Annotated in this window: 15 protein-coding genes and 1 tRNA gene; 8 read left to right on the forward strand and 8 right to left on the reverse strand. The window is 67.2% G+C overall.

Features of this window, described 5'->3' with window-relative positions; all coding sequences use genetic code 11:
- The first annotated feature begins 2 nt into the window (after positions 1–2).
- Both ACFE86_RS17795 and ACFE86_RS17800 read left to right on the forward strand, forming a co-directional pair.
- Positions 3–80 (forward strand) — tRNA-Pro (locus tag ACFE86_RS17795).
- Positions 81–163: 83 nt separating this feature from the next.
- Positions 164–292, forward strand: coding sequence for a hypothetical protein (locus ACFE86_RS17800; RefSeq protein WP_375456654.1), 129 nt, complete (start codon positions 164–166; stop codon positions 290–292).
- A gap of 130 nt (positions 293–422) precedes the next feature.
- Here the strand turns inward: ACFE86_RS17800 and ACFE86_RS17805 are convergent, their stop codons facing one another.
- The gene (locus tag ACFE86_RS17805; RefSeq protein WP_375456655.1) at positions 423–653 is read right to left on the reverse strand and encodes a hypothetical protein; all 231 of its coding nucleotides are present in this window, start codon (positions 651–653) and stop codon (positions 423–425) included.
- Between the two features lie 90 nt (positions 654–743).
- Here ACFE86_RS17805 and ACFE86_RS17810 point away from each other — a divergent pair, with 90 nt between their 5' ends.
- Positions 744–1,160, forward strand: coding sequence for a hypothetical protein (locus ACFE86_RS17810; protein WP_375456668.1), 417 nt, complete (start codon positions 744–746; stop codon positions 1,158–1,160).
- The gene (locus tag ACFE86_RS17815) at positions 1,157–1,282 is read left to right on the forward strand and encodes a hypothetical protein (protein ID WP_375456656.1); all 126 of its coding nucleotides are present in this window, start codon (positions 1,157–1,159) and stop codon (positions 1,280–1,282) included. The genes ACFE86_RS17810 and ACFE86_RS17815 overlap by 4 nt, the downstream gene beginning before the upstream one ends.
- Positions 1,283–1,313: 31 nt before the next feature.
- Here the strand turns inward: ACFE86_RS17815 and ACFE86_RS17820 are convergent, their stop codons facing one another.
- The 5 genes from ACFE86_RS17820 to ACFE86_RS17840 form a co-directional block, all read right to left on the reverse strand.
- On the reverse strand, positions 1,314–1,778 hold the full coding sequence (locus tag ACFE86_RS17820; RefSeq protein WP_375456657.1) for a BLUF domain-containing protein: 465 nt from the start codon (positions 1,776–1,778) through the stop codon (positions 1,314–1,316).
- Positions 1,779–1,789: 11 nt separating this feature from the next.
- The gene (locus ACFE86_RS17825; protein WP_375456658.1) at positions 1,790–4,162 is read right to left on the reverse strand and encodes an EAL domain-containing protein; all 2,373 of its coding nucleotides are present in this window, start codon (positions 4,160–4,162) and stop codon (positions 1,790–1,792) included.
- Positions 4,163–5,355: 1,193 nt separating this feature from the next.
- A complete protein-coding gene (locus ACFE86_RS17830; RefSeq protein ID WP_375456659.1) occupies positions 5,356–5,796 on the reverse strand; it encodes a hypothetical protein in 441 nt (146 codons plus the stop codon).
- 71 nt (positions 5,797–5,867) lie between these two features.
- On the reverse strand, positions 5,868–6,194 hold the full coding sequence (locus ACFE86_RS17835; RefSeq protein WP_375456660.1) for a hypothetical protein: 327 nt from the start codon (positions 6,192–6,194) through the stop codon (positions 5,868–5,870).
- A 69-nt stretch (positions 6,195–6,263) separates the two neighbouring features.
- The gene (locus tag ACFE86_RS17840; protein ID WP_375456661.1) at positions 6,264–6,953 is read right to left on the reverse strand and encodes a DNA-binding protein; all 690 of its coding nucleotides are present in this window, start codon (positions 6,951–6,953) and stop codon (positions 6,264–6,266) included.
- A gap of 146 nt (positions 6,954–7,099) precedes the next feature.
- Here ACFE86_RS17840 and ACFE86_RS17845 point away from each other — a divergent pair, with 146 nt between their 5' ends.
- From ACFE86_RS17845 to ACFE86_RS17860, 4 genes are all read left to right on the forward strand, one after another.
- On the forward strand, positions 7,100–7,768 hold the full coding sequence (locus ACFE86_RS17845; protein WP_375456662.1) for a response regulator transcription factor: 669 nt from the start codon (positions 7,100–7,102) through the stop codon (positions 7,766–7,768).
- Positions 7,765–9,165 carry a sensor histidine kinase gene (locus tag ACFE86_RS17850; RefSeq protein ID WP_375456663.1) on the forward strand — a complete coding sequence of 467 codons (1,401 nt, stop codon included), beginning with the start codon at positions 7,765–7,767 and terminating at the stop codon, positions 9,163–9,165. The genes ACFE86_RS17845 and ACFE86_RS17850 overlap by 4 nt, the downstream gene beginning before the upstream one ends.
- A 143-nt stretch (positions 9,166–9,308) precedes the next feature.
- Complete coding sequence (locus ACFE86_RS17855) at positions 9,309–9,572, forward strand: hypothetical protein (RefSeq protein ID WP_375456664.1); 264 nt, start codon at positions 9,309–9,311, stop codon at positions 9,570–9,572.
- Positions 9,573–9,579: 7 nt separating this feature from the next.
- Positions 9,580–9,735 carry a hypothetical protein gene (locus tag ACFE86_RS17860; protein ID WP_375456665.1) on the forward strand — a complete coding sequence of 52 codons (156 nt, stop codon included), beginning with the start codon at positions 9,580–9,582 and terminating at the stop codon, positions 9,733–9,735.
- Between the two features lie 388 nt (positions 9,736–10,123).
- Here ACFE86_RS17860 and ACFE86_RS17865 read toward each other — a convergent pair whose 3' ends face one another.
- Both ACFE86_RS17865 and ACFE86_RS17870 read right to left on the reverse strand, forming a co-directional pair.
- Complete coding sequence (locus ACFE86_RS17865) at positions 10,124–10,774, reverse strand: NAD(P)-dependent oxidoreductase (protein ID WP_375456666.1); 651 nt, start codon at positions 10,772–10,774, stop codon at positions 10,124–10,126.
- A gap of 9 nt (positions 10,775–10,783) precedes the next feature.
- Complete coding sequence (locus ACFE86_RS17870; RefSeq protein ID WP_375456667.1) at positions 10,784–11,029, reverse strand: hypothetical protein; 246 nt, start codon at positions 11,027–11,029, stop codon at positions 10,784–10,786.
- Between the last annotated feature and the right edge of the window lie 196 nt (positions 11,030–11,225).

An 11,225-nucleotide genomic window follows, 5' to 3' on the forward strand; every position in this document is an offset into this window, starting at 1 on the left:
GTCGGAGCGTAGCGCAGCCCGGTTAGCGCACTAGTCTGGGGGACTAGGGGTCGGAGGTTCGAATCCTCTCGCTCCGACCATTCCAAATCGACGACTGGGCTGGGTTTTCGCGCGGTCGTGGCTCACTGAAAATTCCGCTCGGAACGTCCATGATACGCCATGGGTGGCGTTCATTCCATTCATGACCCTTCTCGTCACGCCGAAGGACCGGCGCGAGCGCGTCGGCGAGCGCACCCTACAGTGCTGGATCGACGCCTTCGAGCAGCCCGCGCCGCACGGCGGCTTCGCCTGAGGCGGAAGAAGCGCGAGGGCCATGGCGAGGCGGTCGTCATCGTCACCCGCGCGTGGGACCGCGCCGTCCCCTTCGATGACGCGACCAAGCACCGGATCGCGGACGCGTTGCGTCAGTACGTGCGCGAGCTTCAGAAGGCCAACGAGAGCCTGTCCTTGATCACGCCGATCGCGGCCGTGAAGCTCGCCGAGCTGACCTGCGCCGAAGGCTTCGCAGGCGATGATGCGGCGATCGCCGCGATCTGCGCGGTGCCCTTGCGCGGCCATGCCGGCCTCGCCGATCTGCGCGACTTCACGGGGCGCGGCGTCATCGATTTGCTGGCCAGGTGGGAGCGGCGCGGGCTGGACGTGGCCGCCTTCAACGCGGCGCGGCGGAAATCTCGCCCGTGCAGATCCGGCTTCTCCAGATGGCACGCAAGCGGATCGCGATGGCGGAGAAGCGGTATCACGGCATGCTTCAGAATTTCGGCGGCGTCGTCTCGGCCGCCGACCTCGATCGGCGCGGCTTCGACCTGTGCATGGCCTTCCTGCAGGCGGAGGTCTTCGACCGCGCGCCGGTCGCTCCCGCCATCCCGGCCGGCCCCGCGTTCGGCCGCCGGCCGGGCTTCGCCTCGCCCGAGCAAGTCGAGCTGATCCGCGCGCGCTGGCGCGAGTGGACCGGCCCGACCGGCGAGAGCGAGGCCACCGTTGAAGCCGGCTTGCATGCGACGAACGCGACCATGCCCACGGCCTCACCGGCGGGGGTGAGGCCAGGATCGGCCGGGCCCGCGATCAGTTCCCGATCCTCCGCGACCATCCAGGCCGCATCGAACCGACCAACAGCTGCTCCGAGCGGCTGCCGCGCCCCTCCGTCGTGCGGCCGACGATGACCGGCGGCTGCCGCGCTCCGTGGGGCGCTGCGGGCGAGGCCGACATCGGCACCGTCGTCGACACCGCGCGCTTCACGGGCGAGAGCCCCCTCGACACCATCCTCGAAACCGTCGGACCCTGAACCCCGCCATCACGGGCGTGGATCATGACCTTCACGACGTATCGAGCATCTGTCTCGATGACGCGGCTTGCGTCGGCGCGCTGACCAGGAGCGTGCGCATGAGCTGGATCGTCGCCTGAGCGGACACCGCTTCCGGAATCTGGTCCTCGCCTGTCGGCAGACAGGAGACCAGCCGCTCTATCGTCTGATCGGCAGAGATCTGCCCCATCAACCATTCTCCGAACACGCGCTCCTCGGCCTCGACCAACTCGATCAGTTCGACGCGGCGGTGGCGCAGGTCGCAGCAGATGCGCTCGAAGGTCGCCTCCACGGCGGGCAGCGGCCCTTCCAGGACCTGGATGAACACGCCACGCGTGTGCAGCAGGGCGCCCGTCAGGCCGTCGGCGGCGTTGCGCGCTTCGGAGATGCGCACGATCTCGGCGACCTGCTGTCGAATTCCCGCCGCCGTGCCGGCGAGATGCATGTCGCTGCGGTAGAGGAGGCGATGGATGGCCATGGGTCGAAGGCTCACGCGCTCAGGGCGACGGGGGTGGCCGTGGAGAACAGCGCCTGGATCCGCTCGGCCGGAACCGGCCGGCTGATCAGGTAGCCCTGGAGCTGGTCGCAGCCCTCCCCGGTGATGAACCGCGATTGGGCATCCGTCTCGACCCCCTCGGCCGTCGTCTTCATGCCGAGGCTCGCGCCCAGCATCGCGATCGCCCGCACGATCGCGGCGCTGTCTCGGTCGTCCGGCGTGCGCCGCACGAAGGACTGGTCGATCTTGATCTTGTCGAAGGGGAAGCGGTGCAGGTAGCTCAAGCTGGAGTAGCCGGTGCCGAAGTCGTCCATCGAGATGCGGATGCCCAGCGCGCGCAACTCGCGCAGGGTGGTCAGCGTGCGCTGCTCGTCCTGCAGGAGCGAGCCTTCCGTGATCTCGAGTTCGAGCCGGGGGGGCGGAAAGCGCGTCTCCACCAGGATGTGGCGGATCGTCGTGGCCAGCCGCGTGTCCCGGAACTGCACGGGCGACAGGTTGACGGCCACCGTCAGGTGCGCCGGCCAGGCCAGGGCCTCGGTGCAGGCGGTCCGCAGCACCCATTCGCCGAGCGGGCCGATCAGTCCGGTTTCTTCCGCCAGCGGGATGAAATCGGCCGGGGACACCAGTCCCCGCTCGGGATGATGCCAGCGGATCAGGGCCTCGGCGCCGTCGTAGGTGCGGGTCCGGGCATCGACCTGCGGCTGATAATGGAGCGTGAACTCCTGACGGACGACCGCGCGCCGCAGATCGAGTTCGAGCGAGCGCCGCGCCTGGATGCGCGCGTTCATGCTGCTCTCGAACATCCGGTAGCGGCCCCGCCCCTCCTCCTTGGCGCCGTAGAGCGCGAGGTCGGCGTTGCCCATCAGCATCTCCGCACCCTCGCCGTCCTCCGGCGCGAGCGCGATCCCGACGCTCGCGCCGATGTTCAGGACGTGGCCGTCGATCAGGAACGGGCGCGCCAGGATGTCGATCACACGCTCGGCCACGGCGTGCATCGCCGACACGTCGGTGCCGCCCGCCTTGAGGATCGCGAACTCGTCGCCGCCGAGGCGCGCGACCAGATCCTCCTCGCACGCGGCCCGCAACAGGCGTTGGGACACGCGCCGGAGCAAGGCGTCGCCCATGCCGTGGCCGAGGGTGTCGTTGACGAGCTTGAAGCGGTCGAGGTCGAGGATCAGCAGCGCGAACGTCGCGTCCTCGCTGCGACGCGAGGCGAAGCGGTTGGCCAGCGCCGCGTTGAACTGGTGGCGGTTGGCGAGCCCGGTCAGCGCGTCGTGATGGGCGAGACGATGCATCTCGGCCTCGGCGCGCAGGCGCTCGCGCTGGTCGCGCACGGCGATGACGGTGTGCGGCCTGGCCTTGATCACGATCGTCTGCGCGATGACGCGCACCGGGATGCCGGCATCGCCGCCGTGCCGGAGCAGCGCGTCGACTTCCTTCACCGTCGAGATTTCGGCCGCGGACAAGCCGGGTAGGATCTGCTGCAGAGGCACGCCGATCAGCGTGTCGCGCGACTGCCCGAGGACACGTTCCAGGCTATGGTTGATGCCCGTGATCGTATCGCCGTCGCAGATCATCAGCCCCTCGACGGCAATGTCGGCGAGGTCGCGCAGGCGCTGGTTCTCGGCCTCGTGACGCCGCCGGTTGATGTGCCACAGGCGCAGCGCCGCCAGCGCGAGGCCGACGATCAGGAGCGCGGCGTTCGCGGTCAGGATCGACAGGATCGTGCTGTCGAGGCTTCCACCGGGGATCTCCACCTGCGGGTCGAAAGCGACGGTGACCGCGCTCATGCCGATGAAATGCGTGCCGCAGACCGCAGCGAGCAGGAGCAGAGGGGCGAACCGCCGGACCGCGCGCCGCGCGCCGAACCCGGCGATCATCGACGCGCTGCCCAGCCCGGCACCGACGAGGACCGAGGCGGCGACCGTCGCGGGCTCCCACTGCAGGGTGCCCTGGACGTGGTAGGCGCCCATCCCGGTGTAGTGCATGGCCGAGATCGCCAGGCCGACGATCCCCCCGCCGGCCAAGCGCCCTGCCAAGCCGGACCGAGCGACGACGATGCCGGTGCCAAGGCCGACCATCAGGATCGCGACGAGAAAGGAGGCGAAGGTCTGGACGATCGCGAAGCCGAACGCCATGCTCGGCTCGAACGCCAGCATGGCGATGAAGTGGGTGGCCCAGATGGCCGTGCTCGTGGCGATCACGCCCGTGACGGCCCAGACCAGCCGCTCCCGCCAGGCGATGTCGCGGAAGACCTGACGGCCCATGGCGAACGTCGTGTAGGAACCCAGCGCGCAGATGACGGCGGCAACCGCAACGAGCCGCAGGTCATGCTGGTTCGCGACACAGGTGTAGAGCTGGGTCATGAGGGACGGGTCCGCTGCGAAAGGCGCATCGACATCCAGCCTAAATGCCAAGCGTGATTAAATTGTGAACGCTTAAATTCCGTAAGTTATAAAATAATATGTAACATATGAACTTAAATCTCAGCTATCACGAGGTGTACCTTAGTCCTTCCACGCGCTGCGTCGTATCACTTTAGCCGTGCCCAACTCCGTCGGGTCGGATCACGGCTCCGGTTTCTTATCTTGACGCGCATGTTCGCGGCGAACCGGCATCCACGTCGTCGGACTGCGCTCGAATTAACCCTGTCGCTCGGTTGCAGGATCGCCGCATCCCGGCCGTCCGCGGTTCTGAAAGCGATCCGGCTCGTGAACCGCGGCCCGTCATGTCACGGGCGCGATCAAGGCGCGCAGGGCCCGCCGCGCGGTCCTTCGGCCGCGATCGGCCGACCGGCTTTCGCAGGCCGTCGAACGAAGCCGGACTTGCTCGTGCGATCGATGGCTGCGACGTGCGCGAACCCGGTGTTCGGGTGCCGGAACATCTGGAACAGGGGCAGTGCTTTCGCCGAGCTGAAATCCGAGTCCCCGAGCGGACGGCAGTGAGAGATGCCGTCGAGCCCGCATCGCGCGTCAATCATCGACGGGAGGAACGCTTGCAGACCCGCGAGCGAGGCCGAGACCGCTGACTCTCGCCCAGAGATCAGACCGTTGGCCTTTGATTGATCACCGACTCGATCACTAGAAGCAATTCGTGAATGGCCTCGAATATCGACAGTGTCCCGAAGATCATCGCAACTGTTTTGTCGTAGTTACGCCGCAGGAGATCGATCATTTTAGCGGATGGAGCGATCGCGACGAACCTTGTCGAGCAGAGACGAGATCGTAGTCCGGACGATCAAAAAACATGCGCGCGTGCCAGACGCAGTCGAGACCGAGTGACTGACCCGCCATGGCGGCACGCCCCAGCTCCGAGCGGCCCAAACAATGCAGGTCGTAGTAGTGACGGGACACGCGCTATCCCTCCTCCCTCGAAGACCCTGGTCTTGTAGCCGTCACCGAAAAAGGCGCCGGCCTATCGACGACAAGTCTCAAGAGGTCAAGCCAGAATACGGAACGCGTAAAGGGAATTCCTGCATGTGTTCGGCGTCAGACCATCATCGACGGCAGATGCCGAACACAAGCAAGTATCGGAGGTGGCCCCTATCCGGGTGATCGACCTACGCTGCGAGGGGCTTCGTCCTGCGGATCGTCCCGTCGAGCTCGACGTGGATCTCGTGACGGGCGCCGTCCCTCGATCCCACGATCTCGAAGTGCTTCGGCTTCCGCCTGGGCTCGCCTTCGACCGCGTAGCCCTGGCCCCTCACCGCCGCGAGGGCCGCGGCCGGATCGGCTGGCTCGTGCGCGTCCTTGCCATCGTGCGGCTTCGTCGGCCAGGCGATGGTGCGGACGCTGCCGTCCTTCAGGGTGAGGAATTTGACCTTGATCTCCGACGGCTTGCGCTCGCCCGTGAGCGAGACCGCGTCGCCGACCTCGAGCGCGATCCCTTCCGCGCCCTTCGGACCGAGGTCGGCCAGGAAGCGGCCCTCCTTGCCCTCGATTGCGAAGCGGTGCCCGAACACGGCCCAAATGGTGCCGGAGGCTTCCTGCATATCGTTCATTTCGAATGTTCCTGAGGTGTCGTCTTCACGTTCCGGACCGCGAACGCTTCGCGGTCCGACTTCGTCGAGGGCTATCGCGGGTCGGCCGGCTTCATCGCCGACAGCTTGTCGAGCAACTGCATCGTGATGTCGGCGCAGCCCTTCATCGGCTCGTCGTCGGCGCACTTCACGTCGACCTTGGCGTCGCCGCGCTCGAACCGGAAATGGGCGCCCTTCGGCGGAGGCGGGGGCGGCGGACCGTCCGGGCCGCGCCGGGGGCCGCCCGGCGGAGGGGGCGGTGGCGACCCGGCCTCGGGTCCCCCACGGGGTCCTCCGGGCGGGGGCGGAACCGGCTGCGCCACGGCGGCGGTGGCGAACAGCAGCGCGGCGGCGCCCAGCAGGGCGGTGGTCTTCGTCATGATCGCTCTCTCGTGGGATGGACGCATCATTGCGCCGGGTGGCCGAACCTGGGAACCGGGCGTGACCGCTCAGAAGACGCGGCGGTCACGGACCTGGCCGTCGAAGCCGACATGCAGCAGGTGTTCCCGGCCGTCCTGCCCGCGGGCGGCGACGTCCCAATGACGCGGACCGCGGCCGGTGATCCGGACATCGGTATAGCCGGCGGCCTGCACGCTCGCCGTCAGCGCCCCGACATCCGGCTTCGGTTCGAGGCCGGCCTTGTCCTTGGCCCAGTCGAGGGTGCCGCGGGGCGGCCCGCCGGCCGGACCGAGGACGACCTTGTTGCCATCGGCGTGGGTGAGGAGCCGGGCGTGGAGGAAGCCGTTCTCGAAGCGGCCCTGCACCGTGACGGTCTCGCTCTTCGACACCAGCCTGCCGCCCTCGCCGTCACGTCCGGTCTCCACCAACGCGCGTCCGGTCCCGTCCTGGACGACGAACTTGTTGCCGAAGATCTCGGCGACCTCGCCCTTGGCCGCCACCGAGCCGGAATCGGCGATGGCGGCAATGGCCGTCGGCGCGACAAGGGTCAGGGGCACGTCGCTTCCGCGGGCCAGGGAGAGGCCGACGGCACCCAGCGCCAGGGGCGCGGCCAAGGCGCCGACGACCCAGGTCCGCCTCGGGATGCGTCGCCATGCAGGCGTCACCGCGGTCTCGCGGGCACCGGGCTGTGGGGACGCGGTCGCCTGCGTCGCGGCGTCGATGATGGTCTCGTTTGTCATGTCGTAGCTCGTCCTCGTTCGGTTGACCCTGTCGGGGTTGGCCGTCTTCTAGGACACGCCGTGAAACCGGCCCTGAACCGGCTCGTTCAGGTTCGGTTAAAGCGCCGCCGATAGGCCGCGCGGTCCGCAACGCAACGAACGCGACCATGAAGATCCTGCTGGTGGAGGACGACGCGGCGCTCGCCGCCGAGATCCTCAAGGTGCTCCGCGCCGAGAACTTCGCCCTCGACCACGCCGTGAACGGCGAGGACGCGCAGCATCTCGGCGAGACCGAGGGCTACGACGCGGTGGTGCTCGACCTAGGGCTGCCCAAGCGCGACGGCGTCTCCGTGCTCCAGGCGTGGCGGTCGGCGGGCCGGACGATGCCGGTGCTGATCCTGACGGCGCGCGACGGCTGGAGTGACAAGGTCGCCGGCTTCAAGGCCGGGGCCGACGACTATCTCGTGAAGCCGTTCCGGGTGGAGGAACTGGTCATCCGCCTTCGGGCGCTGGTGCGCCGCTCGCAGGCCAGCGGGGCCAACCGGATCTCGTGCGGTCCGCTGACCTTCGACCCGGGCCTTGGGACGTTCGAGCGGGACGGACTGCCGTTGAGGCTCACCGGGCTCGAATGGCGGGTGCTCTCCTGCCTGATCCTGCGCAAGGACGCGGTGGTGCCCCGGACACAAATGATCGAGCGGGTCTACGACGGCGACGCCGACGTCGATTCGAACTCCGTCGAGGTCATCGTCACACGGCTTCGGAAGAAGATCGCGCCGGCACACATCGAGAGCGTCCGCGGCCACGGCTATCGGCTCGTCCCGTCGGTCGAGGCATGAGCCCCCCGAAGCATCGTCCGCCGCCCGGACGTCGGTCACGGGACTGGCGGAGGGTCTTCCACCTCGGTTCCCTCCAGCGGCGGCTCCTGCTCGCCGCGCTCGCCTTCGTCGCCGTGGCGCTCGTCGCGGCGGGCCTGGCCATCGGACTCATCCTGCACCGGTTCGTCCGCGGGCAGGTGGATGCGCGCCTGGACGATCGGATCGCGTCCCTGGCATCCGACCTCAAACGCGTTCCCGAGGGGCGGACGACCCTCGACCGTGACGAGGACGGTCCCCGGTTCGAGCGCCCCCGCTCCGGTTGGTACTGGCAGGTCCGCCGAGGCGACGCCGTCCTTCGGTCCGGATCGCTTGAGGGCCGGGATCTGCCGCTCCCCGACCGGGCGGTCGCACCGCGCGACCGAGACCGCGACGGGCCGAGGCCCGCCGACGGCGTCGGTCCGTGGGGCGAGACGCTCGTCCTGAGGATCAGGACGATCCGCGACTCCGGGACCGAGCCCTCGACGCTGATCGTCGCATCCGCCCCGGCGGCTGCGCTGCGCGGGCCGGTCATCGAGGCATTCGGCACCCTAGCGGCCTGTCTCGGGATCATCGGGCTGTTCCTCGTCGGTGGCACCTTCGTGCAGGTTCGCCTCGGCCTGCGTCCCCTCGACCGGCTCCGGGTCGAGCTCTCAGAGGTCCGTGCGGGTCGACGCGTCCGGCTGCCGGCACGGCAGCCGGCGGAGGTGCGTCCACTGGTCGAGGAGATGAACGCACTGCTCGACCAGAACGCGGCGAACCTGGACCACGCCCGCGGGCACGTCGCCAACCTCGCCCACGGCCTCAAGACCCCCCTGGCGACCCTGACGATGGCGCTCGCCGAGGTCGACCGGGACGGGAGCCTCGGACGGCTGGTGGCGGACATGGACCGGCGCGTGCGCCATCACCTCCGGCGGGCGCGGGTTGCCGCGCTCGGGGGAGCGGTACGGACCAGGATCGACCTCGACGATCATATCGACGGGATGCGGCTGACCTTCTCGCGCCTCTACGCGGAGAAGGGGGTCAGCCTCGAGGTGGCCGTTCCCGCGGGGCTCGCGGTCGCCTGCGACCCCCAGGACATCGACGAGATGCTCGGCAACCTGATCGACAACGCCTGCCAGTGGTGCCGCGGGTCAGTCCGCGTCTCCGGAGCGACGACGGGCGATGGCGTCGTCGTCACGGTGGAGGATGACGGCCACGGTCTCGACGATTTAGAGATCGCCGAGGTCGCCCGACGCGGACGACGCCTCGACGAGAGCGTTCCTGGCAACGGCTTCGGCCTATCCATCACGACCGAACTTGCGGAACTCTACGGGGGCGGCCTGCGGCTCGACCGTTCGGGGAGGGGGGGGCTGCGGGCTACGCTGCGGCTTCCAGGTTAAATCGGCGTCTCCCATCTCTCCGGAAGAATATTTTTAGTGCCGGTATTCGTGCCCTACTATAGAAAACATTTGTCTCGCCCCGGGGAATAAATGGTCTGGGCGGCTTCCTGGGAGCCTGCAGCGACGAGCCTTCGGCGGCGGCGATGCAACAGGCCTTCTCCAACGTGTTCGCGAGGATGCCGGCGGCGCAGGTGGCGGTCGCCAACATGCAGTTGGGCGGCAGGCGCGCCGGTCAGCACGACAGCCTTCCGGACATCGCGGGTCTGAGGAAGACGAGCTGCATCCCGGCGCAGGCCAAGGAAGGTCACGTCTGCGAGTTCTCCGTGACGGTCAACGGCATCGAACGACCCAAGATCACGGCGCGGTTCTTCAAGGGCACCGACGGCAACCTCGCGATGGACGATTGAGGCCGTGATGCACGGCCTGTTACCGATCCCGCTGGCCTTGCTCGCCACCGCCGCCCATGCCGCCGGACCCGAACGCTTCCAGGTCGACCTCCCCGGAACGTCGGACGACAGGGGGAGGACCGGCGTGCTCACGTTCGAACGGACCGCGACCGTGACGCGATAGCAACTCGTCTGCGACGACGAGGGCTTCGGGCACCCGCCCTATCGCTACACCCGGTCGGGGACCGCCGCGGCGGAGAAGGACTGGGTGATGGGGATCTACGACGGCCCCGTCGGCAAGGGGACCTTCACCCTGGCGCTGCGGCCCGACGCGCGGCTGTGGATGACCTCCCTCGAAGGGTGCCCCGGGACGGTTCGCTTCCCGGCTGTCCGTCGGGTCCGGTAACGACCCTTTGCGGAAGCTACGAACGTCCGCTTGCGGGCCACTCGATTCAAAAGAGACCTACGACCAGGTCGGGTGGAAAGCAGCCTGTCTGCTTTAGGATGCAGAGCGCGCCCCGTGCCGACCGATTTTATAGCAAGACACCTTGGTCATATAAACCGTGACTTGGTCAGCCCGACAGTGCGACGGTGACTCGGGAATATTCGTCGCTTGAGACCAGCGAAACCAGAAATGCAGCCACATCCGCGCGGCTTATTTGCTGTCGGCGGATCATACCTTGGGTGTCGGCCAGCCAGCTGTTGATGGCCGGTCCGTCAGTGAGCCCGACGGGTTGAACCAGGGTCCAGTCAAGCCCGGATGCTTTTACGATGTCCTCCTGCTTCTCCTTGTCGGCCATGTGCTCACGTAGCACCGTCCGGTAGAACATCTTGAAGGCAAACGGCAAGCGAGCCTTCGTATCGCCAATGCCGAAGGCGGTGACCACTAGCAACCGCGCAGTTCGGGTGGCCTGCATTGCGGTCACGATGTTGCGGGTGCCGATCTCACATACATTCGCCGGCGTGGTTCGGCGCGCGCCTAACATCAATGCGAACGGATTTTGGCTGTTGCCCAGGCTCACGATCACCAAATCATGGCCTGGCATCGCGCTGGCGACGTCCGATGCGTTCATCACATCGCCTTGGACGGACCTGATTGATGGGGAGGGTGGGAGCTTTGTCGGATCACGTGCGAAGCCCGTTACCTCATGCCCCACTGCGACGAGCGCCCGCAATGTTGCGATGCCGGTGCCACCGGTGCTGCCAAAAACAACAATCTTCATGGCGCGAAACTAGCTCCAGAGCAGAGCGGCGAGGATCGCCGCCAACATTGTGTGGATCATATGAAGCAACTGTTCGATCGTCAGCGCCTGAAGCGTCTGTTGGCGGGCGACTAGAAGGGTCGCGTTATCAGATTCCGCTGCTGAAAACTGCTCTTTCAAAGCCCGACGTTTGGCTTTGAACTCCCGGGCATTCAGTAGAAGGAGAATGGTGACAGCGCCGATAATCACGATGGGGCGTAGCCAAGCGTTTATCATGTTGGCTCAAGCCATACCGAAATGGGTCGCGCAAGCTGCCACATCGCCCTGATGCGACCCTTCCGTTCCTGTGACAATTATGGGGCTTAATCAGAAAACGCTAGAGCATTTTCCAGCGAGGTGGACACCGGTTCGCGTGAAGAAAATGCGACCGCACAGAGACTTAGAGTATTTTCCGTGATCCAGGGATCATGGA

Origin of the sequence: uncultured Methylobacterium sp. (assembly GCF_964244095.1) — a bacterium.
GTDB lineage: Bacteria > Pseudomonadota > Alphaproteobacteria > Rhizobiales > Beijerinckiaceae > Methylobacterium.